Source organism: Chitinophaga nivalis (assembly GCF_025989125.1).
Taxonomy (GTDB): domain Bacteria; phylum Bacteroidota; class Bacteroidia; order Chitinophagales; family Chitinophagaceae; genus Chitinophaga; species Chitinophaga nivalis.
In genome coordinates, this window is the sequence record NZ_JAPDNR010000001.1 from 3,088,818 (window position 1) to 3,115,493 (window position 26,676).

The 26,676-nt window shown below is 46.5% G+C and carries 22 protein-coding genes; 9 read left to right on the plus strand and 13 right to left on the minus strand.

All coding sequences use genetic code 11. The annotated features are described in order from the left end of the window. Nucleotides 1–50: 50 nt before the first annotated feature. Nucleotides 51–1,598 carry an acyl-CoA mutase large subunit family protein gene (locus tag OL444_RS12605; protein WP_264732839.1) on the minus strand — a complete coding sequence of 516 codons (1,548 nt, stop codon included), beginning with the start codon at nt 1,596–1,598 and terminating at the stop codon, nt 51–53. A 95-nt stretch (nt 1,599–1,693) separates the two neighbouring features. Between OL444_RS12605 and OL444_RS12610 the strand changes: the two genes are divergently transcribed. After that, complete coding sequence (locus OL444_RS12610; protein WP_264732838.1) at nt 1,694–2,602, plus strand: M23 family metallopeptidase; 909 nt, start codon at nt 1,694–1,696, stop codon at nt 2,600–2,602. On the opposite strand, the gene OL444_RS12615 is transcribed toward OL444_RS12610, so the two are convergent. From OL444_RS12615 to OL444_RS12630, 4 genes are all read right to left on the minus strand, one after another. Next, complete coding sequence (locus tag OL444_RS12615) at nt 2,603–3,130, minus strand: DUF7935 family protein (RefSeq protein WP_264732837.1); 528 nt, start codon at nt 3,128–3,130, stop codon at nt 2,603–2,605. A 208-nt stretch (nt 3,131–3,338) separates the two neighbouring features. After that, a complete protein-coding gene (locus OL444_RS12620) occupies nt 3,339–4,478 on the minus strand; it encodes a pyridoxal phosphate-dependent aminotransferase (protein WP_264732836.1) in 1,140 nt (379 codons plus the stop codon). Nucleotides 4,479–4,672: 194 nt separating this feature from the next. Then, nucleotides 4,673–5,410 (minus strand): DUF4397 domain-containing protein, encoded by a 738-nt coding sequence (locus OL444_RS12625; RefSeq protein WP_264732835.1) that lies wholly within the window; start codon nt 5,408–5,410, stop codon nt 4,673–4,675. Nucleotides 5,411–5,454: 44 nt separating this feature from the next. After that, nucleotides 5,455–6,657 carry a serine hydrolase gene (locus OL444_RS12630; RefSeq protein ID WP_264732834.1) on the minus strand — a complete coding sequence of 401 codons (1,203 nt, stop codon included), beginning with the start codon at nt 6,655–6,657 and terminating at the stop codon, nt 5,455–5,457. 215 nt (nt 6,658–6,872) lie between these two features. Here OL444_RS12630 and secDF point away from each other — a divergent pair, with 215 nt between their 5' ends. Further along, on the plus strand, nt 6,873–10,040 hold the full coding sequence (gene secDF / locus OL444_RS12635) for a protein translocase subunit SecDF (protein ID WP_264732833.1): 3,168 nt from the start codon (nt 6,873–6,875) through the stop codon (nt 10,038–10,040). A gap of 109 nt (nt 10,041–10,149) precedes the next feature. Here the strand turns inward: secDF and OL444_RS12640 are convergent, their stop codons facing one another. From OL444_RS12640 to nusB, 5 genes are all read right to left on the minus strand, one after another. Continuing rightward, nucleotides 10,150–10,455 carry a HesB/IscA family protein gene (locus tag OL444_RS12640; protein WP_264732832.1) on the minus strand — a complete coding sequence of 102 codons (306 nt, stop codon included), beginning with the start codon at nt 10,453–10,455 and terminating at the stop codon, nt 10,150–10,152. Nucleotides 10,456–10,526: 71 nt separating this feature from the next. Beyond that, nucleotides 10,527–11,123, minus strand: coding sequence for a dephospho-CoA kinase (coaE, locus tag OL444_RS12645; protein ID WP_264732831.1), 597 nt, complete (start codon nt 11,121–11,123; stop codon nt 10,527–10,529). Between the two features lie 118 nt (nt 11,124–11,241). Next, a complete protein-coding gene (yajC, locus tag OL444_RS12650; RefSeq protein WP_264732830.1) occupies nt 11,242–11,586 on the minus strand; it encodes a preprotein translocase subunit YajC in 345 nt (114 codons plus the stop codon). A gap of 37 nt (nt 11,587–11,623) precedes the next feature. Further along, nucleotides 11,624–12,073, minus strand: a complete 450-nt coding sequence (locus tag OL444_RS12655; protein WP_264732829.1) for a DUF1573 domain-containing protein — start codon at nt 12,071–12,073, stop codon at nt 11,624–11,626. A 38-nt stretch (nt 12,074–12,111) separates the two neighbouring features. After that, on the minus strand, nt 12,112–13,041 hold the full coding sequence (gene nusB / locus OL444_RS12660) for a transcription antitermination factor NusB (RefSeq protein WP_264732828.1): 930 nt from the start codon (nt 13,039–13,041) through the stop codon (nt 12,112–12,114). A 337-nt stretch (nt 13,042–13,378) separates the two neighbouring features. Between nusB and OL444_RS12665 the strand changes: the two genes are divergently transcribed. The 6 genes from OL444_RS12665 to OL444_RS12690 all read left to right on the plus strand — a co-directional run bounded on the left by OL444_RS12665 (nt 13,379) and on the right by OL444_RS12690 (nt 21,103). Next, entirely contained in the window at nt 13,379–13,660 is a 282-nt protein-coding gene (locus OL444_RS12665; protein ID WP_143307325.1) for a co-chaperone GroES, read from the plus strand. Nucleotides 13,661–13,762: 102 nt separating this feature from the next. Next, nucleotides 13,763–15,397, plus strand: coding sequence for a chaperonin GroEL (gene groL, locus OL444_RS12670; protein WP_264732827.1), 1,635 nt, complete (start codon nt 13,763–13,765; stop codon nt 15,395–15,397). Nucleotides 15,398–15,532: 135 nt separating this feature from the next. Beyond that, the gene (locus OL444_RS12675) at nt 15,533–16,018 is read left to right on the plus strand and encodes an FKBP-type peptidyl-prolyl cis-trans isomerase (RefSeq protein ID WP_264732826.1); all 486 of its coding nucleotides are present in this window, start codon (nt 15,533–15,535) and stop codon (nt 16,016–16,018) included. 63 nt (nt 16,019–16,081) lie between these two features. Beyond that, entirely contained in the window at nt 16,082–16,564 is a 483-nt protein-coding gene (locus OL444_RS12680) for an FKBP-type peptidyl-prolyl cis-trans isomerase (RefSeq protein ID WP_264732825.1), read from the plus strand. A gap of 166 nt (nt 16,565–16,730) precedes the next feature. Then, nucleotides 16,731–18,158, plus strand: a complete 1,428-nt coding sequence (locus tag OL444_RS12685; RefSeq protein WP_264732824.1) for an L-serine ammonia-lyase — start codon at nt 16,731–16,733, stop codon at nt 18,156–18,158. 131 nt (nt 18,159–18,289) lie between these two features. After that, complete coding sequence (locus tag OL444_RS12690) at nt 18,290–21,103, plus strand: TolB-like translocation protein (protein ID WP_264732823.1); 2,814 nt, start codon at nt 18,290–18,292, stop codon at nt 21,101–21,103. A 6-nt stretch (nt 21,104–21,109) separates the two neighbouring features. Here OL444_RS12690 and OL444_RS12695 read toward each other — a convergent pair whose 3' ends face one another. From OL444_RS12695 to OL444_RS12705, 3 genes are all read right to left on the minus strand, one after another. Then, nucleotides 21,110–21,589 carry a hypothetical protein gene (locus tag OL444_RS12695; RefSeq protein WP_264732822.1) on the minus strand — a complete coding sequence of 160 codons (480 nt, stop codon included), beginning with the start codon at nt 21,587–21,589 and terminating at the stop codon, nt 21,110–21,112. Between the two features lie 57 nt (nt 21,590–21,646). Continuing rightward, nucleotides 21,647–24,298, minus strand: a complete 2,652-nt coding sequence (locus OL444_RS12700; protein ID WP_264732821.1) for a valine--tRNA ligase — start codon at nt 24,296–24,298, stop codon at nt 21,647–21,649. 124 nt (nt 24,299–24,422) lie between these two features. Continuing rightward, entirely contained in the window at nt 24,423–25,439 is a 1,017-nt protein-coding gene (locus OL444_RS12705; RefSeq protein WP_264732820.1) for a threonine aldolase family protein, read from the minus strand. A 327-nt stretch (nt 25,440–25,766) separates the two neighbouring features. Here OL444_RS12705 and OL444_RS12710 point away from each other — a divergent pair, with 327 nt between their 5' ends. Beyond that, complete coding sequence (locus OL444_RS12710) at nt 25,767–26,624, plus strand: sigma-70 family RNA polymerase sigma factor (RefSeq protein ID WP_012793808.1); 858 nt, start codon at nt 25,767–25,769, stop codon at nt 26,622–26,624. Nucleotides 26,625–26,676 lie beyond the last annotated feature (52 nt).

Genomic DNA, 26,676 nt, shown 5'->3' on the forward strand with positions numbered 1-26,676 from the left:
TCTGCTGTAGGGTATTGCGTCTTCTCTATTGTTTCGCAACGCTTAATTGTCTATTTGTATTCGCCCCATACCGCTCTTAAGGCATCTGCTATTTCGCCGAGGGTACATAACTGTTCTACGGCATTCACCACCAGCGGCATCAGGTTTTCGGTGGTGCTGGCGGCTTCGGTAATGCGCTGCAGACAAGCATTTACAGCGTCATTGTCGCGGCGTTCGCGTAATGATTTTAATCGTTCTGATTGTATTTTACGGATACTATCATCAATACGGAATACTTCCGGTGGCTGGTTGTCGGTACTCGTGAATTTATTCACACCGATAATGACTTTCTCCTTGCTTTCGATTTCCCGCTGATACTGGTAGGCACTGCGGGCAATCTCATCTTGTACAAAGCCTTGTTCAATAGCGCTCACGGCGCCACCCATGGCATCAATTTTATGAATCAGTTCCCATGCTTTGGCTTCTACTTCGTTGGTCAGCGCTTCTACATAATAGGAGCCGGCCAGCGGATCTACCGTATCGGCAATGCCGCTTTCGTAGCCTACAATCTGTTGGGTACGCAGGGCAATACGGGCTGCTTCTTCTGTAGGTAACGATAACGCCTCATCGTAGCCGTTGGTGTGCAGTGACTGTGTGCCACCCAGCGTAGCGGCCATGGTTTGTATGGCTACCCGTACAATGTTATTGTGTGGCTGCTGGGCAGTAAGCGTACTGCCACCGGTTTGGGTATGGAACCGCAACATCTGGGCTTTGGGATCTGTAGCCCCCAGCTCTGTGGTGATGTGCGCCCACATACGTCTGGCTGCGCGGAACTTCGCTACTTCTTCAAAAAGGTGGTTATGTGCATTGAAGAAGAAGGATAACCTTTTGGCAAATACGTTGATGTCCAGCCCTTTTTCAATGGCGGCCTGCAGATAGGATTTACCATTGGAAAGGGTGAAAGCCAGTTCCTGTACGGCATTGGCGCCGGCTTCGCGGATATGGTAACCGGAAATGGAGATGGTATTCCATTTGGGTACTTCTTTGCTGCAATAGGCGAAGATATCCGTGATAATGCGCATGGAAGGCTGGGGAGGATAGATGAAAGTACCCCTGGCCGCGTATTCTTTCAGGATATCATTCTGAATGGTACCGGATATTTTTTGCAGGTCGGCGCCTTGTCTTTTGGCCAGGGCAATATAGAGTGCCAGCAGGATAAACCCGGTGGCATTGATGGTCATGGAAGTAGAGATCTGTTCCAGGGAAATATCCTTGAAGAGTATTTCCATGTCTTCGAGGGAGTCGATGGCAACACCAACTTTCCCCACTTCGCCTTCCGACATGGCGTGATCCGAGTCGTAGCCGATCTGGGTAGGCAGGTCAAATGCCACACTGAGGCCCATTACCCCCTGACTGAGCAGGTAGTGGTACCGTTTATTGGATTCTTCCGCGGTGCTGAAACCGGCATACTGCCGCATGGTCCATAGCTTATCACGGTACATGGAAGCATGTATGCCTCGGGTGTAAGGAAAGGTACCGGGTTCTTCCTGCATGTTTACGGGTTCTGTATACAGCGGAGCAATGGTGATACCTGAATCTGTTTGAATGATTTTTTCCATAGTTCTGAAACTAGCGTTGCAATGTTACATAATTATTATGGTACTTCACCGCTGCGAAAAATATTGATATTTGCAGGAAAGTCTGGTACGCTGTTATGATCATTTATTCTTTGTTGGGCATTACACTGGCGTTGGCTGCCTATAGTTTATATCTTGTATGGAAAGCCGGAAACAAACCATTGGCAGCTACTTATACTTATCTGCTGCTGGGGCTTTCATTGGGCGCTTTTCTTTATTTATACGGTACCTGGGTGTACCTTTCTATCTATACCAAGTATATTTTCGGATTTTTGCTGCTGTTGTGCAGCAACCGGTGGATATTTCACAGACATGGGCATCCGGCGGTGCCCACAGCCCTTTACAGGCGGGTCAGTAATCTGGTGCTGACGGGCTTATTTACCACAGCAGTAGTCTTGTATTTTACGGGTACTACCGGTAAGCCACAAACTGTGGCGCTTACTTTCCCCCTCCGGTCGGGACAGTATTTTGTGTTGCAGGGCGGCAAAGGGCTACCTACCAATGTATTTCATTACAGCCTGCGGGGGGCTATCTATGCCATGGATATTGTGAAGTTAAACCAGTGGGGCGGCAGGGCGAATCAGATATTTTCCCGTAAGCTGGACGATTACGTAATTTTCAATGATACGGTATATGCTCCCTGTGATGGGCTGGTACAGCGGGCTTATAGTAATAACCCTGATAATATTCCACCGGCAATGGACCGTGGTCCTAAAAATACCAACCAGGTATTGCTGGAAACCACGCATTGTTATGTGTTTGTGGCACATCTCAAAATGGGCAGTGTAGTGGTGCAGGAAGGCCAGTATGTAAAACAGGGACAGGCCCTGGGTTGTGTAGGCAACTCCGGATTCAGTACCGAACCGCACCTGCATATGCAGGCCCACAGCAAAGAAGCGGGTATCCCCTGGTATAAGGGAAAGCCGCTGTATATGCTGTTTAACGGGAAAGGTTATTTGTTGAATGAGGTGATCAACGCCAGATAATTACTTCATCAGCCTTTTGGCTTCCGAGTTAATAATCTGGGCCGTGAGTTCTGCGGGAGATTCGCCGGCTTGTATAAATACTTCCAGAATATTTTTATTCAGATCCATCGCCGGGGCATCTGCCGGTAATTGTACGGCTACCTGGTTGATGACGGAAATAGTTTGTTCCTTTAATGTTTTAACGGCTTCCCAGGTCATGGCGGATACATAGATCTGTTGTGTTACATTATGTTCATACTCTGCTTTAATACTCTGTACCATGGATATTTGCATGTCTACAGAAGTCAGGCCGGGCTGATACAGGCGGCTGATCAGGCTTTGTGGTGTAATACGGTCTACGTACAGGGCGAGCCTTTCATAGGCCTGCAGCTGTAAGGGAAGTATAACGGCGTTATGGGAAGGAGCTGTTTTTTCGTCTTCTGCCGGAGTTTCCGGTTTATTCTTCTTTAACAGGTCTTTGATGGTCATATATACGAGTGCCACTGCACCAATCGTAATAGCAATGAACATGAGCTGCTGGGAATTCATCTTTTACCAAGGTTTTAAGCCCACAAATATATAATATTATAATGTATAAATAAATGCTATAGGTAATAAATTACCGGAGCATGGCACATTATACACCCTGCGGGAGATGTTTAACAGGAAGATAAAAGCGGGGATCAGCGCGTATACCCGTGCATCGCTGCAGAAACATCTCCCGGAACAGGTGTGCTGTTTTATGTGTATTGCTTTATTATGCTAATTTTCCCAGCCATGTTTTCATCCGCTCCACGCCTTTTTCCAGCTTGTCCATTCCTGTGGCATAGGAGAGGCGGATACAGTTAGGCTGGCCGAAGGCCACACCGGTAACTACCGATACATTGGCCTTATGCAACAGGTACATGCAAAGGTCGTCTGCATTGTTGATCTGGCTGTCTTCAAAAGATTTATTGAAAAATGCACTGATGTCCGGGAACATATAGAATGCGCCTTCCGGATCATTTACAACTAATCCGGGGATTGTTTTAAGTGCAGTGTGTATATAGGCGCGACGTTTTTTGAATTCAGCCACCATTTCATGTGCGGTGGTCAGTTCGCCGGTTAATGCAGTGATGGCAGCCCGCTGTGTAATGGAGCAGGTAGCAGAAGTAAACTGGCTTTGTATTTTATCGCAGGCTTTGGCAATGGCCAGAGGAGCGGCGAGGTAACCCAGTCGCCAGCCTGTCATGGCAAAACCTTTACTCAGGCCGTTGATGAGGATGGTACGGTTGATAAGATCACCGAATTGTGCGATGCTCTCATGTTTCCCTTCATAGTTGATATATTCATAGATTTCATCTGAAATGATGAAAATCTGCGGATGTCTGGCAAATACGGCAGCGAGGCCTTCCAGTTCAGCTTTGGAATAAACAGAACCGGTAGGATTACAGGGAGAAGAGAACATGAAAAGCCGGGATTTAGGCGTAATGGCGGCTTCCAGCTGTTCCGGTGTAATCTTGTAATTATTTTCGATGCTGCAGGTTACAAATACGACTTCACCCTGGCAAAGCTTTACCTGCTCGGAGTAGGTAACCCAGTAAGGGGTAGGTATAATCACTTCATCACCCGGATTGATGATGCTCAGTACGGCATTGGCGAGACTTTGTTTGGCGCCGGTAGATACCACAATCTGTTCAGGCGTGTAGTCGAGATCGTTATCTCTTTTCAGTTTGTGAATCACGGCTTGTCTTACATCCGCATAACCCGCTACAGGTGTATAATGGGTGAAACCTTCGTCTATGGCCTTTTTGGCTGCTTCCCGGATATGTACGGGGGTATCAAAATCCGGTTCCCCGATACTAAGGTCAACAATATCTATTCCCTGGGCTTTCAACTCGCGGCTGAGTTTCGCCATTTTAATTGTTTGAGGCTCGGAAATCCGTGATAGCCTTTCTGCTAGTTGATTCATATCTTAACATGGTTATTGACCGGAACAAACCTACTGAAAAAAAGCGAAAGCAGCAGGCAGTCGCCGGGGGCAGGTCAGGTGTAAAAGGAGAACGGTCCCGGCTAAGCCGCGACCGTTCTCTATTTTTATCATGAACAGGTTTATTGTTCGATCGTGTGTGGGATATAAGATACTTTCAGTTTGGTAGGCGCGGTAGTGGCGTTTTTATCTCCGCTGAGATAGAACGTATACACGTTGCCACGGTATAACTGAATCTGTTTGTTGCTGTCTGAACCACGGGCGTAACCTACGGCCAGCACGGAATCCGTGCCTTTCAGTTTAACTTTGTACTCCACATACGAAGTGGGTGTGGGAATAGTTACCCAGGGTGCATATGGACTAAAGGTTCTGTTGCTATCCACTTTTTTATTGTTGAAATAAAGATCCACTGGTTCGCTGTCGCTCAGGTTACTGAGGTTTATGAAACGGTAATTAACCTGGGAGTTGCTCAGCTCACTGAAGTTCTCACGGGTGGAAGTGGTTTTGAAAGTGGTACCTGTGTTATAGGTAAGGATGGTATAGTATTGAAGGGAGTCGTATTGTCTCAGGGTAGAGTCAAGTCCCACACCTTTGCTGTCGCGGAAAGAAAAATTGTGCATACCTGCCTGCCTTTCAAAATAAAAGCTGGATGAACCGCTTTTATAAGGGCCGTCACTGTTCAGTTTTACACCATTGTTAAATACATCTACTGTAGCAGGAGCAGTGGCTCCATTGATCACTACTGCAAAATAAGGTTGGCGCTGTGGCTCATACTCTTTGTTTTTCAAACAGGCAGAAAGTCCGATTACTCCACCAAAAAGGGCTGCTAATACCCAAATGCGACTGTTCTTTGTATGCATCTGTACTCAGTTTTTAATAAGTGTTACTACGTTTATGCTTGGTGTTATTTGTACTGAAGTATAAAACGGGAAAGATCCGGTAAGTGTGCTTTGCTCCGCTCCAGTTCCATTTGATAAATTATTTCTCCCAGTGCCCTGAGAAAAGGTTTGCCTACAGTTTCAAATGCCGGTTGATCATCTCCCAATATGCCTTCTCTGTTTACAAATATGCTGGCTGATAATAAGAACTCTACCTGATGAATAAAATCTACTATATAGGCGGTATCGGTTAAGAAGCCATAAGCCCAGCCAGGTTTGTTGAAGATCCTGATATAACCTGGAATGCTTTGTTGTTGGGCGCCTCCGAAAAGTAAAAACTTTGTATAAGCCTGACAATAATGCTCCGGATCATAAGTCGGATCTGTTGATTCGCCTGGATATTGCGACATACACCGATAAAGAAAACTTAAATCGTTCTCAGTTAAACGGAAACGTTGTTGTTTTGTTACAGCTTCCGGAAAAATTATACTGCGGAGCAGCTGATGAAGATCCCGGAGCGGTAATTTATTACGGTGAGAGAAAATCATAGGACCTTGTTCCAGCTTCCCTTTGTGGTCATAGTAGGCATGTCCGATGAGATCTTCTCTCGGAGAAAAATCCAAGGTGCTGCAGGCAGCGGGTTGTGTATACAACACCTGGTTATTCTGCTGGAAACGAATGGCATTGGTATGCCTGTTGGCGGCTTCATATAATGGCAGGCCTACCCGGTGCCGGATCTGTATGGCGTCATAACCCATTTCCCACAGCCGCCGGTTAAAATGTTCCTGTCCGATAAATTCATACAGCCGGTTATAGGCATCATTATCACTAATAAGGAATATTTTTTTGATATAATGAGAGATAGATGGTAGATTGCCCGCTGCCGAAGGGTCACGGGTAACACCGGTACTGATCCCGGGTAAGGGTTCCGTGAATATAGGCGTATGACGGGTAACGCCGGGGATACGAAGATCGCGGAGCTTTTCCAGTGCCAGCAGGGCCGCAGGCAGTTTTACCGTAGATGCCGGATAGAAGTAGGGAGCGGGGGAGGTGCCATAGTAATAATCCGTGAAGCGGGGCCGCTGACGGGCATCCCGGTCGATCTGCGTGTAAATAATCTGTAAACGGTAGGCAGCTGCATGCTGATATACTGCACCCAGGCGGGTTTGGTGACCTTTCAGCAAAGCGTCCAGGAAATTATCTGTTACCGGATAATGTTGGGTTTGCATATATTTGTCGTTATTAATGAGTGTAAAGCAAAGAAATATTCTTAAAAAGACGAAAAAACCAGAATCGCAGATTTGGAAAAATGGACACCGGAAAGCCCGCAAATCCAGTATGATATTGATTTTGCACCTCTTTTAACAAGGGCTTTAATATATCAATTTAAATTCTATCTTTGCAACTCTAAAAATTTTTTTATTATAAACCCGAAACAAACAACATGCAACTTAAAGGACTGGTAAGATTTTTTGCCATCGCACTGATCCTTATCTCTTTGTACCAATTGTCCTTCACGTTTTTGGTGCGGAACTATGAGAAGAAGATAGAGCAGCAGGCCGAAAACGATGTGGCCAAACAGTACCCTACACCTGAAAAGAAATATCCGGGCAGCCAGGAGCTGCAAGGCTTCTACTCAGATACACTGAAAGGGTTTATTAAACAAAGGAGACAAGCGATCGTGGATAGTACCAGCAACAAACAAATTGCAGGTTTTCCGTGGTATGTTACCTACAACAAGGCAAAGGAAAAAGAGTTGAATCTTGGTCTGGACCTCGTGGGTGGTATGAACGTTGTACTGGAAGTAAACGTGGAAGATGTAATCCGCGCTTTATCCGGTCAATCCAAGGACCCTGCGTTTAACAAGGCGCTGGAACTGGCAGATCAACGTAAAAAAACAAACCAGGCAGATTTTGTTACTTTGTTCGGGCAAACATATGCGGAAGTAGCACCGCAGGGCCGTCTGGCAACTATTTTCGCCAATGCCTACCAGAAAGAGATCACTTTCAACTCTTCCAATCAGCAGGTGCTGGACATGATTCGTAAAGAATCCCGTGCTGCCATTAAGAATACCTATATCGTACTGCAAAAACGTATTGATAAATTCGGTGTGGCACAACCCAACATCAACCTGGATGAGAACAAAGGTCTGATTTCCGTGGAACTGGCTGGCGTAGACAATGCTGCCCGTGTACGTAAGTACCTGCAGGCAACTGCCAACCTGGAATTCCGGGAAGTATACAAAAACAGCCCCGACTTCTTCCAGAATGTACTGAATCCAATGAATGAGGCTATCAGGAACTCCCTGGGCGGTCATGAAGCGCCTGTAGCTACACCGGCTGCAGACTCCACTCAACCTGCCTTAGCAGCTAACGCCGCTGCCGACAGCAGCAAAAGCGGCAGCCTGACCGACTACCTCGCAAAAGACAGTGGTAAAAGCGCTAAAGCTGATACCAGCAAAAATGCCAAAGAACTGCAGATCAAAGAACAACAGAAACAAAATCCGTTGTTCATGGTATTATTCCCGAACATAGATCCGCAATCAGGTACCCTGTACCCAAGCCCTTCTATCGGTCGCATCTTACCAAAAGATACTGCTACCTTTAATAATTACCTCGAGTTACCTGCTGTACGCAACATCCTGCCTAAAGATGCCGTATTTGCTTTCGGTCCGGAAAATAAAGAAGACAAATATGGTCCGATCCCGGTTTATGTACTGAAAGTAAATCCTGCAAACCCTACACCACGTGTAGGCGGCGAAAGAATCGTTGACGCCCGTCAGGATATGGATCAGAACAACCAGCCGGAAATCAGCATGGCCATGGATAACATCGGTGCCCATGAGTGGAAAAAACTGACTGGTGAACTGGCGCCTGCCAATCCGAAAGATCCGTCTACTTTTAACTACGTAGCAGTAGTGCTGGATAACATCGTGTATTCTGCACCATCTATCCAGGGCGAAATTGCCGGTGGCCGTTCTTCTATCAGCGGTAGCTTTACCATTGAAGAAGCCAATGACCTGGCAAACATCCTGAAATCCGGTAAAATGCCGGCTCCTGCACAAATCGTACAGGAACAGATCGTAGGACCAACCCTGGGTGCGGAATCCATCGCAGCCGGTGCTAAATCCTTCATGATCTCCTTCGCTATCATCTTCGTACTCATGCTGGTGTACTACAACACTGCCGGCTGGGTAGCTAATATCGCACTGGTATTGAACCTGCTGTTTACCTTCGGTATCCTGGCCTCTCTGGGCGCTACGCTCACCATGGCTGGTATCGCAGGTCTGGTACTCACTATCGGTATGGCGGTAGATACCAACGTAATTATCTTCGAAAGAATCAAAGATGAGCTGGAACATGGTAAATCCTATGCGGATGCGGTATCACAAGGTTACAAGCGTTCCTACGCACCTGTACTGGATGGTCACGTAACCTCCCTGCTCACGGCTTTCATCCTGTTCTACTTCGGTTTAGGTCCGGTACTGGGCTTCGCTACCACACAGATCATCGGTTTGATCCTGTCCCTGTTCTGCGGTATCCTGGTATCCCGTATGGTAACCGACTTCTGGATGAAAAAGAAAAGGCACTTCGAATACTTTACACCGATTTCCCGTAAAGTATTTAAACACGCTGCTTTCGATTTCGTAGGTAAACGTAAATATGCCTATATCGTTTCTGCTATCGTAATGGTTGCCGGTATCTCTTCTTTCTTCCATGGTTTCGACCACGGTATCGACTTCTCCGGAGGCCGTAACTTTACCGTTCGTTTCGAAAAGCCAATTAACCGCGAAGAAGTAAGAGAAGTACTGAACAAAGAATTTGATTCAGAAGTATTCGTAAAAACCATCGGTTCTACCAATCAGCTGAACATTACCACTGCTTATAAGATCGAACAGCAAAGCCTGGAAGTGGATAAGGAAGTAATGGATAAATTGTATGCAGGACTGAAGAAATTCTACGATTCAGGCGTAACCCAGGAAGCCTTTACTTCCCGCTTTGTAATCGGTTCTCAGACAGTATCTCCAACGATCTCTGATGACCTGAGAGCAGGTGCGGTAAAAGCAACGGTACTGTCGATCGTCGTGATCTTCCTGTACATCCTGCTGCGCTTCAACAAATGGCAGTACTCTATCGGTACGATCTTCTCCCTGCTGCACGACGTGCTCGTAACACTGGCTGTATTCAGCTGGTTCAGACACTTCCTGCCGTTTACACTGGAAATTGACCAGCACTTCATTGCGGCTATTCTGACCGTGATCGGGTTCTCCATGAACGATACCGTGATCGTGTTTGACCGTATTCGTGAGTACTTCAAAACCGGTTCACAGGGTCGCGACAGAGATACCGTTATTAATAAAGCGATCAATGATACCCTGAGCCGTACCATTATGACGTCGCTCACGGTATTCCTGACCATCCTGATCCTGTTCATCTTCGGTGGTGAAGTAACCCGTGGTTTCGCCTTCGCTATGCTCGTAGGTGTGATCACCGGTACCTACTCTTCCATCTTCGTGGCTGCACCGGTACTGGTTGACTTTGACAAAAAGAACCAGCTGGGTGTGGAAACAGATGCAGTAGCAGCTACTCCGCAGAAAGCAACAACTAAGTAAGTAAGATAAACTGAAAGATGTTTGATAAAATAAAAACCTCCCGGATTATCCGGGAGGTTTTTTGTATCAGTTAAGTATGGGAGCAGCGCAGCCTGCAGGTACTGTTGTATTACACAGCTGGTGCGCGGAATATAAATCCACGGGCATCCGGTGTATCTTGGAAATCTACTTCCATTCCCATCAGATACATGCCATGGGCTTTTTTGATGATCACCGGAATACCGGCAACATCGAAAAGATCATCATCTGCCATGCGGGCATCAAATCCCAGCATATAGGACGTACCGCTCGAACAGCCGCCGCCTTTGACACCAAGGCGCAGAAAAGGCGCTTCAACGGCGCCCTGTAACAGCTTTGTCAGCTCTGCTACAGCGGCAGGTGTTAGTTGGATGGGAGGTTTGATGGCTGTTTCCATAATACATAAATTTTCGCAAAGTTAGGGAAAACGCCTGTCAGGCGGGAGGGGTGCTATACCAGAGGTAACCGTCAGGATTGGGTGGCCAGCTGCAATAAGGTGTTATGCAGCGCCAATACCTGGGGAATTACCATTTGCTGCTCGTCGTTATGGATGACATAATCGCATAGCCGCATTTTGATCACTTCATCCAGCTGCTTGTACATGCGGGCCAGTACATCATTACGGGATACGTTGTCCCGTTTCATGACCCGGTGTATACGAAGAGGCTGGGGGGCGGATACGCCAATGATTTTATCGAGGTAATGAAAGGATTCCGTTTCAAAAAGAAGGGCAGCTTCCTTGAGTACATAGGGTGCCTGCTGTTGCTGTGCCCACTGTTCAGAGTCGCGGATGGTGGCAGGATGTACCAGAGAATTCAGCAGATCCAGTTTTGCTTTGTCGTTGAAGACAATATTGCCGAGGTATTTACGGTTTAAGGCGCCTTGTTCGTCATATACGGCTGCGCCAAAGTGTTCCTTTACCTGTGCGGCGAGGACGGCATCCCGTACCAGAATATCCTTGGCCCGGTCGTCAGCGTAATAAACAGGTACGCCCAGTAATTCAAATATTTTGCTGACGGTACTTTTGCCGGAGCCGATACCTCCTGTAATGCCAATCTTTAACATAGAACCAGTTTGGATAAAATTACGAATTACGTATAAACAATTACGCATTTCCCCGAAGATCATACCTGATCATCTTCCGGAAAATGCGTAATAAATATGCAATTGCGAATGCTTTCCCTTATTTGGTTTCCGCTGCTTTCTGCTGCGTCTGGGTATATTCCATGCTGATAGCAGAACGCTCGATAGTGAAGTTGGTGCCTGGGCTAACTTCTACTACTACGGTGTTGTTGTCGTTCATTTTTTTCACTTTACCGTGGATACCGGCAATGGTCACAATTTTATCGCCTTCTTTCAGGTTGTCAATAAACTGTTTCTGCAGTTTAGCTTTTTTGGTTTGAGGACGGATCATGAAGAGCCACATTACCAGGATCATACCACCAAAGAACAGAAAAGAGATGTAAGAGTTACCACCACCTTGTCCTCCTGCCTGAGGCGCCATTAATAAAATGTTCAGGATGTTCATCTATAAATTGATTTAATAGTTTGTTTAAAGTTGCGTGCTATTTTGTAATGATGTTGCATTGTATTTTAGGCCCTACCACATATCCATCTGCACCGTTGGTTTTGATGGATATTTCCTTTTCGGTGTAACCGGATTTACCATTACTGTCAAAGATCACCTTCATAAAGCCGGATTCTCCGGGTTTGATGGGCGATTTAGGCCATTCCGGCACAGTACAGCCACAGCTGGCAACTGCATCTTCAATGACCAGGGGAGTGGTGCCGGTATTGGTAAATTTGAAAGAATATTCCACTTTTTCACCTTGGGTAATATCTCCGAAATTATGCACCGTTTCTTCAAAGGCTAAAGCAGCACCCTGGCCACTTTTAGCAGTAGTTACGGTATCACCGGGCTGGAGTCCTGCCGGATTGTTTTTTGTGGCGTGGTTATTATTACAGGCTGCAAAAAACAAACTGCTGCAGGTCAGGATACAAAACAGTTTTTTCATTAAGTATGCGCTATTTTTCGTAAAAATAAGCTATCTGTCTATTTTTTGGGACGGTCCTGCTTTTGTACCAGGGATTCTTTTTCCAGGTCTTTCAGGATGTTGTCCAGGATACCATTGATGAACTGACCGCTTTGTGGCGTGCTGTAGGCTTTTGCCAGGTCTATGTATTCATTGATGGTTACTTTGGTAGGAATAGTAGGGAAGTACAGGAATTCACATACACCCATCTCCATCAGTAACATATCTACGGCTGCAATACGCTCCGGGTCCCAGTTTTGTAATTTAGGTTTGATCAGCTCCAGGCAGTAATCTTTTTTGTCGATTACTGTCAGTAACAGTTCTCTGCCATAGTCCAGTTTTTCTTTACTGATTAATTGCAGGAAATTGAAGAGATGCGGCTTGTTAAAGTAATTGTTGATAAGGATTGCCATCATTTCTTCATCATCGCCCCAGTGGAGGAAAGAGTCTTCCATATGCTGTACAAACAGCTCACTTTTAGCCAGTATCTCTTTATAGATGTACTCCAGTATTTCTTTTTCTCCTGCTTTACTACGGCCTTCAGTAGCGATATAGGCTTTATAGGTGTCGGTAGCGACCAACTGGTTATAAAGCTTTCTGATCAGATCACTGTCGTTCAGCAGTTTCATTTTCCACTGTTCCAGGTTTACCTGGAAGCCCTTGTCATTAATTATCTGGTAAATGAATTCATTGTTTGCAATCTTGGTATTCACCTGCAGGTCCTCGGCGGAGGGTAAATGTTTGGATGCGCGGGATTGCGAGTCAATTTCAGCATATTGTGCCACCTGTACTACTGAATAAAGTAAGTAAGTAAAGATCTGGCAGGTTTGATCCAGCTTTTCGTTTAAAAGTCTGGTCGCCGTGCCCGGCTTAATACTGCTTTGCTCCATCGTTTCCAGGGCATAAAGTGTCTGCATTACCTTCACCCGGATGTTTCTTCTACTGATCATCGTATAAAAAAGAACTGGTATAAGGGCGCAAAACTAGAGAAAAAAATCGAGATTTAGGGATTTTAGTGCAGCCAGTCCCATGGAAAGATATCAGATCCCGGTATTTTATGTTAGCTTTAATGCCCGGTGGCCCGAAAAGCAGGACCTGAAAATCAATCATTACGGAATTTTACCGGAATTTCTGTCATTTTTTCCTGATGCCTGTCATGATTTGTCAGTACCGGCTACCGGATTACATTTGCGACCTGCAAATTTGACCCGAAAAGTGCGTTGGCATAATTCTCGTGGGCGGAAATGGCAATCACAAAATGAACTACTTTTTTAAATAAAAACTACTATGGCTAAAAAATTAAGTATTAAACCTTTAGCTGACAGGGTAATCGTGAAACCTGCAGCAGCAGAAGAGAAAACAGCTGGCGGTATCATCATCCCGGATACTGCAAAAGAAAAACCTCAGAAAGGCACTGTGGTAGCTGCCGGTCCTGGCAAAAAAGATGAACCGGTTACTGTAAAGGTAGGAGATACTGTACTGTATGGTAAATACTCCGGTACCGAGATCAGCATCGAAGGTGACGACTACTTAATCATGCGTGAATCTGACATCCTGGCGATCGTTTAAGGAAGATGATAACCATTACCTGCTGCCCAACCGGTCGCAAGGTTATCAACAACTGACCAACGTAATTCCAACAAAACTCTAAAAGAAAAATCTGTAATTATTATGGCAAAACAAATATTCTTCGATATAGACGCCCGCAACAAAATGAAGAAAGGCGTTGACACCCTGGCTGATGCTGTTAAAGTAACCCTGGGACCTAAAGGCCGTAACGTTGTTATTGAGAAAAAATTCGGTGCGCCTGGTGTAACCAAAGATGGTGTTACCGTAGCAAAAGAAATCGAACTGGAAGATGCCGTGGAAAACATGGGCGCTCAGATGGTGAAAGAAGTAGCTTCCAAAACAGCTGACCTGGCTGGTGATGGTACTACCACTGCTACCGTTCTGGCTCAGGCGATCATCGGTGAAGGCCTGAAAAACGTAGCTGCCGGCGCTAACCCAATGGATCTGAAACGTGGTATCGACAAAGCGGTGAAAGCAATCGTTGAAAACCTGAAAAAACAGTCTGAAAAAGTTGGTAACGACAACAAAAAAATCGAACAGGTAGCTTCTATCTCTGCTAACAACGACGCTGAAATTGGTAAACTGATCGCAGAAGCGATGAAAAAAGTAACCAAAGATGGCGTTATCACTGTTGAAGAAGCGAAAGGTACCGATACTACTGTAGAAGTAGTAGAAGGTATGCAGTTCGATCGTGGTTACTTATCTCCATACTTCATCACCAACAGCGAAAAAATGCAGGCTGAACTGCAGAATCCTTATATCCTGGTGTACGATAAAAAAATCAGCACCATGAAGGATATCCTGCACATCCTGGAAAAAGTAGCTCAACAAGGCGCTCCGCTGGTAATCATCTCCGAAGATCTGGAAGGTGAAGCACTGGCTACCCTGGTGGTAAACAAACTGCGTGGTACCCTGAAAGTTGCTGCTGTTAAAGCTCCAGGCTTCGGCGACAGAAGAAAGGATATGCTGCAGGACATCGCTACCCTCACAGGTGGTATCGTAATCAGCGAAGAACAAGGTTACAAACTGGAAAATGCTGACCTGACTTACCTCGGTAGAGCAGAGTCTATCACTATCGATAAAGACAACACGACTATCGTTGGTGGTAAAGGCCAGAAAAAAGATATCACTGCCCGTATCGGTCAGATTAAAGCACAGATCGAAGTAACTACTTCTGACTACGATCGCGAAAAATTACAGGAACGCCTGGCTAAATTAAGCGGTGGTGTGGCTGTACTGTACGTAGGTGCTGCTACTGAAGTAGAAATGAAAGAGAAAAAAGACCGCGTTGATGACGCTTTACACGCTACCCGCGCTGCCGTTGAAGAAGGTATCGTTCCAGGTGGTGGTGTTGCTTACATCCGTGCGATCGAAGCGCTGGAAAAATTAAAAGGTGAAAACGAAGACGAACAAACCGGTATCGCTATCGTTAAACGTGCGGTAGAAGAGCCACTGCGTCAGATCACTGCTAACGCTGGTATCGAAGGTTCTATCGTTGTTCAGAAAGTAAAAGAAGGTAAAGGCGATTTCGGTTTCAACGCCCGTACTGAAGTGTATGAAAAAATGCTGGCTGCGGGTGTTATCGACCCAACTAAAGTAAGCCGCATTGCACTGGAAAATGCTGCTTCTATTGCCGGTATGCTCCTGACTACTGAATGTGTAATTGCTGATAAACCAGAACCTAAATCCGCTGCTCCTGCTATGCCAGGTGGTCACGGTATGGGTATGGATTATTAATCGATATTATTACCATAAAAAAACTCCTGCAGGCATATTGCCTGTCAGGAGTTTTTTTATACAGAAAAATGAAGGATACTGTAACTTTATCTGCAACAGACCCGTTAAAAGAACGACAACAAGTAAACCGTTGCAATGAATAGAGCTTTACGGATTTTAATGACGGGCCTGTTGGTGTTGCTGGCTGCCTGCACCAAAAAAAGCAGTATTCCCGCTATACAGGGACGGGATGCTTCCATATATGATGATGAGATTATCACTTACCTGAGGGCCAATAACCTCAGCGCAGAAAAAGACCCCTCCGGGCTTTATTATAAAGTATTGGAATACGGCGACAGTACTAATTATGCAAGAGCTACTTCTGTACCGTCGCTGATTTATAATACCCAGCTGCTGTCTGGTGAAGTAATCGGCAGCTCTTTTGATGCCACGGATTTTGATGGCCGGCAGCTGATGAATCATATTCCCGGCTGGCAAATAGGCTTACAGAAGATAACCAAAGGCGGGAGAATTAAGCTGTATATACCGCCCCACCTGGCTTTCGGACCGGTAGGTATCGATAACCTGATCCCGCCGAATGCCGTCCTGCTTTGTGAGCTGGAACTGGTGGATCTTAAATAAACAGTCAATAGCACTGATGGTCATGTTGTTTTCATTTATCACTAAATAGCGATCGCAAAAAGTATGAGGAAAGTTTTTTTATTGGGCTGCCTGTTAGCCCTGGTATTTGTAGCATGTAATAAAAAAGATAATCCGGAACCTCCGTACGACCCGTATCCGCAGTATCAACAGGATTCCACCAACATTCAGGCCTACCTGAAAGCCAACAACATCACGGCATTGCAGGACTCTTTCGGCATCTTCTACAAAATTGTGAAGAGAGGAGAGATAAAAGATACCGTAAGACGTACCAGTAACGTCACAGTAGGGTATAAAGGCTATCTGCTGAATAAAACCCAGTTTGATGGAAAAGATACCGCCAGCTTTGAATTACCGCGCCTGATTCCTGCCTGGCAGATCGCTTTACCCAGAATCGGTAAAGGTGGAGAAATACACATCTATGTACCGTCTTTTTATGGTTATGGCACCAGGGCAACCGGTAGCATTCCTGCAAACTCACCGCTGGTGTTTGAAATCAAACTCCATGATTTTACCCCTGCGAAATAAAGGGTAAACGGGATATAACCGCCACCGTTGTAGCAAGCAATAAAGATTATATGGTACAGATGACCTGTGCGAAGATGATTGTATAACATCTTTGTACAGGTCATCTGTATTATATGCAGGCTTAATTCTTTTTTCCATTAATTTTACAAACAAATAAAGAAAAGCAGTGGCACACGAATGTATTTCAGTATTCGATATTTTTAAGATAGGCGTTGGTCCTTCCAGTTCTCATACCTTAGGCCCCTGGCGCGCGGCTTTGAGCTTTCTCCGTAAAATAGAGGACGCAGGCCGTTTAGCCGATATTGCCGGTTTACAGGTATTGTTGTATGGCTCACTGGCAAAAACAGGCCATGGTCACGGAACTGATATTGCAGTGCAGCTTGGCCTTTGTGGCGATGATCCCGTTACCTTTGACGTCAACCAGATTAACCCGAAAATAGATGGCATCCGCCGCAACCGTAAAATGGTGGTAGCGGGGAAATACGAAATCGATTTTGATCCGGTAGAAGATATAGACTTCCTGTTCGAAGAATCACTCCCTTTCCACCCGAATGCCTTAACCTTTCTCGTCACATTTACCGACGGAGAACAGATCGCAGCTACCTATTATTCCATAGGCGGTGGTTTTGTGGTGCAGGAAGGAGAAGCCAACGGTGGCACTACCCAGGTAGACCTGCCATTTCCGATTGATACCGCCCGTCAGTTACTGCAGTGGTGTATCAAAACCGGCTACAGCATCTCTGAACTGGTCATGGAAAATGAAATGGCCTGGCGTCCGGAAGCAGCTACCAGAGAAGGGTTACTGAAAATCTGGCAGGTAATGCAGGAATGTACATTCCGCGGCTGTCATGCCGGTGGCGAATTGCCCGGTGGACTGAGAGTAGCCCGGCGCGCGGCTGCATTGAATAAAAAGTTACTGAAAGGCAGAACCTACACGGATTATAACTCCTGGATTGAGGCTATCCGTGCCGGTGGCGCCCATTTTACCTATACACTCGACTGGGTAAGTTGTTTTGCATTGGCGGTAAATGAAGAAAATGCTTCCTTTGGCCGCGTGGTGACAGCACCTACCAACGGAGCTGCCGGTGTAATACCAGCGGTGCTCCAATACTTCATCGCTTTCTGCGATGGGCTGCATGATGATAAGATTTTACAGTTCCTGCTCACCGCTTCTGAAATAGGTAGCATCTTCAAAAAACGATCTACTATTTCTGCTGCCATGGGTGGCTGCCAGGCGGAAATCGGCGTATCTTCCGCAATGGCTGCAGCAGCCCTGACAGAGTGCCTGGGAGGTTCCCAGCGCCAGGTGCTGATGGCAGCGGAAATTGCCATGGAGCACCACCTCGGCCTTACCTGTGATCCTATCGGCGGATTGGTACAGATCCCCTGCATAGAAAGGAATACCATGGGAGCCATCAAGGCCATTACAGCTTCCCAGCTGGCCTTGCAAAGCAACCCGGAACTGGCGAAAGTATCGCTCGACGCCGTGGTGAAAACGATGTGGGAAACCGCACTGGATATGAATTCCAAATACAAGGAAACCTCAGATGGCGGACTGGCAGTGAATATCCCAATCAGTTTGCCGGAATGCTAATCAGATAGCAAAGGAGTAATAATGAATGGTGGGCCAGGCAAAGATTAATGTCGGGAATATAAAGAAAGAAACATATTTTCGTTTTATACGCTTAACACCTCCATTCATTATTACTAATTTGTAATTATTTTATGCGTTTTATCCTTGCCACTGCCCTTTTACTTTTTTTTCCTTTCTCCTTTTTATTAGCGCAACAGTTTGGCGGCAATCCTCCGTCGCTCAAATGGCAGCAGATCAACACCGATTCCGTTCGGGTGATATTTCCCCGGGGGATGTCGCAGCAAGGGGAGCGTGTAGCCAACATTGTAGATTATCTCAACCGTTATACCCGTGCTTCTATTGGTAACCAGCAACGGAAAGTCAGTATAGTACTGCAAAACCAGACCATGGAATCCAATGGGTATGTACAGCTGGGCCCCTTCCGCTCAGAATTTTACTTGGCGCCGGCTCCCGCCTCACAGGACCTGGGATCGCTCAACTGGGTAGAACAGCTTTCCCTGCACGAATACCGCCATGTACTGCAGAATAATAATTTCCGTCAGGGCATTTCCAAAGTAGCCAGCTATGTCTTTGGTGAACTGGGACAGGCGGCCGTTACCAATATTGCCGTACCCAACTGGTTTTGGGAAGGAGACGCCGTAGTAATGGAAACAGCACTCAGCCCGCAGGGCCGGGGTCGGCTGCCGGCCTTTTTTGATGGCTTCCGCGGACTCACACTGGCAGGAAAGGATTACAGCTTTATGAAGATCCGGAATGGCTCTTACCGTGATTTTGTGCCCAATCATTACCCGCTGGGCTATCTCCTGAATACCTATGGCAGAAATCATTACGGACAAACCTTCTGGAAAGACGTTACCAGCGATGCCGTACGTTACAAGGGCCTCTTTTATCCGTTTTCCCGCAGCCTGAAAAAAAGAACCGGTAAAAACATCACAGCCTTTTATACTGCTACCCTGGAAGAATATGCTTCCGCCTGGAAAGATTACGCCGCCCGTAAGGATACCACAGCAGCCGTACCCTTACTGTCGGTAGCCAAACCGGTTACCAATTACAAATATGTATACGCTGCCGGTAACAACGAATGGGTGGTGCTGAAAGACGCCTACAATAAAATACCGGGTATATTTTTACTGGACGCCGCCGGCAAAGAAAAATTACTGGTAAGACCCGGACTGGTATACGATGATTTTTTCAGCTATAAAAATGGCCGCATCGTATGGGCAGCAGCCCGCTTTGATGTACGCTGGGGCTGGAAAGACTTCTCCGTCATCCGCGTCTGGGATAACGCTACCGGACGTACGAAAACAGTAGCGGCGCGCGGCAAATATTTTTCTCCCGACATCAGTGCCAATGGCCAGCAGGTGATTGCTGCAGCCATTACACCGGATATGCAATACAGCCTGCAGCTCATTAATACAGCCACAGGTACAGTCACTAAAAAACTACCGAATCCGGAAAACTGGTATTATACCTATCCCCGTTTTACAGCCGGAGATGAAGCGGTAATCAGTGCTGTACGCAATGTAAAAGGAGAAATGGCGCTGGTACAGCAATCGCTGTCAGATGGCACAGCAACCCTGCTTACGCCCTTTAGCTATACGGTGATTGGTATTCCTGCTGTCAGCGGCGACACCATCTATTTCACCGCCGGCGGAAAAGATGTCAATAACGTATATGCTTTAACGTTATCAGATAAAAAAACATATGCCATAACAGACCGCGGCAACAGCGCCCTGCATATGGCCCTGGATGCAGACAAAGACAGTCTGGTATTCAGCGAGTTTACCGCTAAGGGATACAAGCTGTATCACGCACCGGTACAGGCAACCGCCTGGAAACAGGTAACCCTGGATAAACAGGTACAAAGCGCCTGGATACAACCGGAATTTGCCGAAGGGGGTAGCATACTGGATAAGGTCACCCATGACTCCCTACCGGTAAAGAAATATCCTTTATTTACCCGGCCTTTCAACTTCCACAGCTGGGTACCTTCTTTTGCAGATCCTAACTACAGCATTTCCCTGCGGGGAGAAAACGTGTTAAATACCACGTCTACCAGTATCGGCTATACGTATAACCGGAATGAGGGATACTCCAGACTGGGCGGCGATTTCACGTTCGGCGGCTGGTTCCCGTATCTGACTACCGGTGTAGACTATACGATAAATAGAAATGCCCTTACCCGCAGCGGCGCCAGGGTGTATTGGAATGAGGCTACCTGGTATGCCGGATTCAGTGTACCGCTGAATCTTTCCTCCGGTCTCTATAGCAGAAGCATTACACTGGGTAGCAAATTTAACCTGCTGCAGGACTATTTCCAGGATCCCCGGTATAGAGACAACCGCTTCCAATACCTCAGCAACCGGTTGATCTTTAACAACCAGCGCGCTAGAGCGAAACAACATATTAATACCCATTTCGGACAATACCTGGTGCTGCAGTACAATCACTCCCTGGGCGACCTGTATGCTGAGCAGCTGTATGCGAGACTGGATCAATACCTGCCGGGATTATGGCCCAACCATAGCCTTGTGTTGCAAGGAGCCTACCAGGAAAGGGATAAAGTCTTCAACTATAGTTTCTCTGATAACTTCGTATATGCGAGAGGGTATAATACTCCGTTCTATAACCGTATCTATAAACTGGGAGCGAACTATCACCTGCCGCTGTTTTATCCGGATTGGGGATTTGCACAGATCCTCTATTTCAGCCGGATCAGAACGAATCTGTTTTATGATTACAGCCAGGCATATGACTTCCGGGTAGATGCCAACACCCGCTTCACTTCTGCTGGTGCAGAACTGTATTTCGACACCAGAATAGGCAATACCATCCCATTCACCTGGGGCGTACGTTTCAGCCACCTGCTGGATAAAGACCCGGTGGATAACGCACAGAACAGGGTGGAGTTTATGCTGCCGATCCAACAGCTGTTCAAATACTAAAAGGTATTACTTCACGATAAATTTAAGCGAGGTGGAGATGTAGTATTTTTCTCCGGGATATTTGATCAGGATATTATCAAAGTACAATACATCACCAGACTGTATGGTTTCTTTCAGCCGGTTGCTCCATAACGGAGAAAGGGAGGATGTTTTAAACACATCGCCGGTGAAATCCTTGTAGATAGCCAGCTGCCCGGTAGTATCATTGAGGTAGGGCTCATGGTGTTCGAAGGTAAAAGCAAATGACAGCACCGGATAGGTGATGTTTTTTTCGTCCCGGACAATAACGGCAGAATCCAGCAGTTTGATGACTTCATTTTTAGGCAACGTATCACTGAGGAAAATACTCCAGCTGCTGCGGAGTTTTAAAGGCCGTTTGTTACTGGCCGCCGGCGCAGCTGCAGCAGGCTTTTTAGTGGATTGCGCCCAAACCGGCGCACTGGCTGCTATAGCGAATGCGAAAAGAAGTGACAGGTGTTTTTGCATGATAGTACCGGGGAAAATAAATCGCCCGGTATAGAAACGACCGGGCGATTATAAAAATTATAAGGACTTTAAACTTTCGGTGATCACCAGAATTTTAGCTTCTGCATCCGCTTTCTTCTGCCGTTCTGCTTCCACTACTTCCGGTTTGGCATTCTGCACAAAACGTTCGTTAGACAGTTTCTTTTCTACAGATACCAAAAATCCCTGCAAGTATTCCAGGTCTTTCAACAGACTATCTTTCTGCGCAGCAGTGTCCAGTTCTGTTTCTGTACCCAGGTAGAACTTATCTTTCTGTATTACCAGGGTTATACAACCCGGCACCGGCTCCTGTACATAATGAATTGCTTTGGTATTCACCTGTTTGGACAGGATGTCTTCAATACGCTGGAAGGCATGCTGGTGTTTGGTTTCAATATGTAATACAATCGGATCTTTTGGTTTGATCTGATGTTTATTGCGGGCATCCCGGATGCTGCTGATCACTTCCTGTGCCAGCGTACCTTCTACCAGGAGGGCCTGTACGGGTGCAGCAGGAGTGGTAAACTGTTTCATCATCAGCACGTCTGCTTCCGCACGGGAAGTAAGCTGCTGGTATATTTCCTCGGTAATGAAAGGCATATACGGATGGAGTATCTGCATCAGTTGTTCAAAGAAGCCAACGGTCTGCTGATATACACTGGCGGGGATCGGTTGTTCAAAACCCGGTTTCACCCATTCCAGGTACCAGCCGCAGAAATCGTCCCAAACGAGGCTGTAGATGGCTTTCAGGCCTTCGCTCAAACGGAAGTTTTTGTGCAACGCGGCTACATCCTGTTGTACCTGACTTAACCGGCTCTGGAACCAGTTCACCGCAAAGTGGCTGGCAGCAGCAGGTTGGGCACTATCGTCTTCCTGACGTTGTTCCCACATTTTCACCAGTTTCAGGGCATTCCATATTTTATTACAGAAGTTACGGCCTTGTTCACAGCTGGCATTATCGTACAGCAGGTCGTTACCGGCAGGAGAGGAAATCATGATACCAAAACGAACGGCATCGGCGCCGAAGTCGCGGATCAGTTCCAGCAGGTCCGGAGAATTCCCCAGCTGCTTACTCATTTTACGGCCTTGCTTATCGCGTACCATACCGGTAAAGTATACATCCTGGAAAGGTCTTTCCTGTTTGTATTCCAGACCAGACATGATCATACGGGCTACCCAGAAGAAGATAATATCCTGTCCGGTTACCAGTACGGAAGTAGGGTAGTAGTAGTTGATATCCTCGTTACCAGGATTGGAAATACCGTTGAACACTTCCATTGGCCACAACCAGGAACTGAACCAGGTATCCAGGCAATCCTCGTCCTGGTACATGTCTGCGGCGGTGAGGGTAATGTTCCGGGCAGCAAATTGCTGTACGGCTTCTTCGGCAGTAGCGGCTACTTCAAAAGTACCATCCGGTGCGTACCAGGCTGGGATTTGTTGTCCCCACCACAGTTGGCGGGAGATACACCAGTCTTTTACGTTTTCCATCCAGTATTTGTAGGTAGCGAGGAAGCGATCACCCGGGTGGATTTTTACGTCTCCGTTTACAACGGCGTCCAGTGCGGGTTTAGCCATTTCTGCCATCTTCACAAACCACTGTGTAGAGATACGGGGTTCTACTACGGTATCCGGATTACGTTGGCTGTAACCAAGGCGAGTCGTGTATTCCTGTTCTTTTTCCAGCAGGCCGGCCTCATCGAGGGCAGCAATCACTTTTTTCCGGGCAACGAAGCGGTCTTCGCCTACAAATACAACGGCGGCAGCACTGAGGGTACCGTCATCGTTTAAGGTATCTATTATTTCCAGGTTGTGTTTCAGACCCAGGTTATAGTCATTGATATCGTGTGCAGGCGTCACTTTCAGTGCACCTGTACCGAATTCCTTGTCCACATAAGTGTCGAAGATTACCGGTACCGGGCGGTTTACCAGCGGTACAACGGCAAAGTGACCTTTCAGGTGGGCATATCTTTCATCTTCCGGATTCACACAGATAGCGCTATCGCCCATGATGGTTTCCGGACGTTGCGTAGCAATGGTGATGTATTCGCCGGTAGGTTGGCCATCGGCATTGGTGATGGCATATTTTACGTGATAGAGTTTACCCTGCAGGTCTTTGTATTCCACTTCTTCATCACTCAGGGCCGTTTTGGCTTTAGGATCCCAGTTGATCATACGCGCACCGCGGTAGATAACTCCTTTACGATACAGGTCAATGAAAACACGGATCACGGCTTTGTAGTAGTGATCATCCATGGTGAAGGTAACCCGGTCCCAGTCGCAGGAGCAGCCCAGCTTTTTGATCTGGTGGTAGATGATATCTCCGTATTTTTCTTTCCATTCGAAAGCATATTTGAGAAACTCCTGACGGGAAAGCTGTGATTTTTCAATGCCTTTTTCCCGTTTGAGCATGTCTACCACTTTGGCTTCTGTAGCAATGGAGGCATGGTCGGAACCCGGTACCCAGCAGGCGTTGAACCCGCTCATACGGGCACGGCGCACCAGGATATCCTGTACGGTTTCGTTGAGAGTATGGCCAAGATGTAAGACCCCGGTGACGTTAGGAGGGGGGATGACTACAGTAAAAGGCTGGCGGTGATCCGGCGTAGAGCGGAAATAACCTTTGTCCATCCAGTGTTGGTACCATTTTTCTTCAACCGTTGCAGGCAGGTAATTTTTCGAAAGTTCCATGCTATATGCTATATATTGTATAATAAGGCTGCAAAAATAGGTGAATTTTGATATTTTGCTATTTTGTTTCCCGAAAGGAGGGGCGCGTTGGCCGGCCTTCCGGGGCAGCTGTCATGCTAAGTGTTTACGCCATCCCTGCAATTACTTCGCAGGTTTTGTTAACCATTTCAGGAGTGATGTCCAGGTGAGTGACCATCCGTACCTGCGTCGCAGAAATCGGCATTACCAGTATATCTGCTTTTTTGAGATGCTGGGCAAATGCAGCAGGCGTCCAGTCGCCCGTTATTTCAAAAATAAGGATATTGGTTTCTACCGGTAACATATGACCGGTAAAACTTTGTTCGAGCAGGGCATGTGCAATTTGTTTGGCATGCTGGTGATCTGCTTCGAGCCGGGCGAGGTTATGTTCCATGGCATAGATGCCGGTAGCTGCCATGAAGCCGGCCTGCCGTAATCCGCCCCCAAATTTCTTGCGAATCCGCCGCGCTGCCTTGATAAATTCATGACTGCCCAGCAATACAGAGCCCATCGGGCATCCCATACCTTTATTCAGGCATACGGAGATGCTGTCGAATAATTGTCCGTAAGCGACGGGAGACTGCCCTGTAGCCACCAGGGCGTTGAACAGGCGGGCGCCATCCAGGTGGAGGGCGAGGCCATGTTCCTGGCAGACGGCTTTAATCTTTACCATTTCTTCCCAGTCATAGCAACAGCCACCACCGCGGTTCGCGGTATTTTCCAGGCATACAAGGCTGGTGCGGGCTTTATGTACGTCATCCGGATTGATGGCTGCCAGCACTTCTGCCGCAGTGATCATACCCCGGCTGCCAATAATAGGATGTACCTGCGCACCGGCGTTGAAGGCAATGCCACCACCTTCGTAAATATACACATGCGCAAGGTGACTGCAAATCACTTCATCGCCGGGTACTGTGTGTACTTTGATCGCAATCTGATTACTCATTGTGCCGGAAGGGCAGTATAAGGCTGCCGCTTTGCCAAAATAAGCTGCCATCATGGCTTCCAGTTGGTTCACGCTGGGATCTTCTCCGAAAACATCATCACCGGTTTCTGCCTGCAACATGGCTTGTAACATGCCAGGGCCGGGACGTGTGAAAGTGTCGCTTCTAAAGTCAATCATCTTATTAAAAAATTTGCAATAGCTGAACGGATAAATTAGTTAAGATGGTAATTTAATAATGATTCTTTATCAATTGTTAAAATTTGTATAAAGCATCAAAAAACGAGAACTAAAGGGCTATAAAAATTCGTTATAAAACTGTACTTTGTTATATGGCTGGCAAATAAAGAAAGGATTTGGTAGAGTGGTTGGTTAGCACGATCTTTGCAGACTTATTTTGGAACAAGAATAACGAGCGGGAAATTTTGTAAGTTAAATAATTTTCAAATTGCAAACAAAATAATTCTTTCTCTGTTATTTTATTTATAAACCAATACAATTTTTCATATGAGGCAACTTAAAATTGCCACCCAGATCACCAATCGTGATTCGCAGGCGGTAGAAAAGTACCTGCAGGAAATCTCGAAGATCCCTTTGTTAACACCTGAGGAAGAGACCGTTTTGGCGCAACGCATTAAAATGGGCGATCAAAAGGCTCTTGAAAGATTGACTACAGGAAACTTACGTTTTGTTGTTTCTGTTGCGAAACAATACCAGCACCAGGGGCTTAGCCTCAGTGACTTAATCAATGAAGGTAATCTCGGCCTGATTAAAGCCGCGCAACGTTTCGATGAAACGAAAGGTTTCAAATTCATCTCTTATGCTGTATGGTGGATTCGCCAATCCATTTTACAGGCGTTGGCCGAACAGGGTCGTCTTGTTCGTCTGCCGCAGAATAAAATTGGCACCTATAATAAAGCGAACAAAGCTTACATGGCGTTTGAACAGGAAAACGAACGGGAACCGTCTACCGAGGAACTCGCAGAAATCCTGGAAATGTCTGAGTCGGAAATTAACAATATCTTCCAGAGCAACACCCGTCACATGTCACTGGATGCACCTGTGCACGAAGCAGAAGACGTAGCTATGGGCGACTTACTGGAAGGTGGAGATATTACCGATGACGATGTTATGAGAGATTCACTTCGTGAAGAGATCCGTCGGGTGTTAAAATCCCTGAGTCCCCGCGAAGCAGAAATAGTGAATGCTTATTTTGGTCTGGATGGAGAAAACGGAGCAACAATCGAACAAATCGGCCAGAAATACGATCTGACCAAAGAAAGAATCAGGCAAATCAAAGAACGTGCTATCAAAAGGCTGCAAAAAGCCCGTTATAGCGGCGCACTGAAATCTTACCTGGGATAATCGTTGATCGCGAATTTTTTGATAGCTGAAGTAGAGATATTATGCTCAGTAG

What these genes read in the sequence shown, in the direction of transcription:
- OL444_RS12605 (WP_264732839.1), bottom strand. Translation starts at nt 1,598, where the DNA reads ATGGAAAAAATCATTCAAACAGATTCAGGTATCACCATTGCTCCGCTG.
- OL444_RS12610 (WP_264732838.1), top strand. Translation starts at nt 1,694, where the DNA reads ATGATCATTTATTCTTTGTTGGGCATTACACTGGCGTTGGCTGCCTAT.
- OL444_RS12615 (WP_264732837.1), bottom strand. Translation starts at nt 3,130, where the DNA reads ATGAATTCCCAGCAGCTCATGTTCATTGCTATTACGATTGGTGCAGTG.
- OL444_RS12620 (WP_264732836.1), bottom strand. Translation starts at nt 4,478, where the DNA reads ATGGCGAAACTCAGCCGCGAGTTGAAAGCCCAGGGAATAGATATTGTT.
- OL444_RS12625 (WP_264732835.1), bottom strand. Translation starts at nt 5,410, where the DNA reads ATGCATACAAAGAACAGTCGCATTTGGGTATTAGCAGCCCTTTTTGGT.
- OL444_RS12630 (WP_264732834.1), bottom strand. Translation starts at nt 6,657, where the DNA reads ATGCAAACCCAACATTATCCGGTAACAGATAATTTCCTGGACGCTTTG.
- secDF (WP_264732833.1), top strand. Translation starts at nt 6,873, where the DNA reads ATGCAACTTAAAGGACTGGTAAGATTTTTTGCCATCGCACTGATCCTT.
- OL444_RS12640 (WP_264732832.1), bottom strand. Translation starts at nt 10,455, where the DNA reads ATGGAAACAGCCATCAAACCTCCCATCCAACTAACACCTGCCGCTGTA.
- coaE (WP_264732831.1), bottom strand. Translation starts at nt 11,123, where the DNA reads ATGTTAAAGATTGGCATTACAGGAGGTATCGGCTCCGGCAAAAGTACC.
- yajC (WP_264732830.1), bottom strand. Translation starts at nt 11,586, where the DNA reads ATGAACATCCTGAACATTTTATTAATGGCGCCTCAGGCAGGAGGACAA.
- OL444_RS12655 (WP_264732829.1), bottom strand. Translation starts at nt 12,073, where the DNA reads ATGAAAAAACTGTTTTGTATCCTGACCTGCAGCAGTTTGTTTTTTGCA.
- nusB (WP_264732828.1), bottom strand. Translation starts at nt 13,041, where the DNA reads ATGATCAGTAGAAGAAACATCCGGGTGAAGGTAATGCAGACACTTTAT.
- OL444_RS12665 (WP_143307325.1), top strand. Translation starts at nt 13,379, where the DNA reads ATGGCTAAAAAATTAAGTATTAAACCTTTAGCTGACAGGGTAATCGTG.
- groL (WP_264732827.1), top strand. Translation starts at nt 13,763, where the DNA reads ATGGCAAAACAAATATTCTTCGATATAGACGCCCGCAACAAAATGAAG.
- OL444_RS12675 (WP_264732826.1), top strand. Translation starts at nt 15,533, where the DNA reads ATGAATAGAGCTTTACGGATTTTAATGACGGGCCTGTTGGTGTTGCTG.
- OL444_RS12680 (WP_264732825.1), top strand. Translation starts at nt 16,082, where the DNA reads ATGAGGAAAGTTTTTTTATTGGGCTGCCTGTTAGCCCTGGTATTTGTA.
- OL444_RS12690 (WP_264732823.1), top strand. Translation starts at nt 18,290, where the DNA reads ATGCGTTTTATCCTTGCCACTGCCCTTTTACTTTTTTTTCCTTTCTCC.
- OL444_RS12695 (WP_264732822.1), bottom strand. Translation starts at nt 21,589, where the DNA reads ATGCAAAAACACCTGTCACTTCTTTTCGCATTCGCTATAGCAGCCAGT.
- OL444_RS12700 (WP_264732821.1), bottom strand. Translation starts at nt 24,298, where the DNA reads ATGGAACTTTCGAAAAATTACCTGCCTGCAACGGTTGAAGAAAAATGG.
- OL444_RS12705 (WP_264732820.1), bottom strand. Translation starts at nt 25,439, where the DNA reads ATGATTGACTTTAGAAGCGACACTTTCACACGTCCCGGCCCTGGCATG.
- OL444_RS12710 (WP_012793808.1), top strand. Translation starts at nt 25,767, where the DNA reads ATGAGGCAACTTAAAATTGCCACCCAGATCACCAATCGTGATTCGCAG.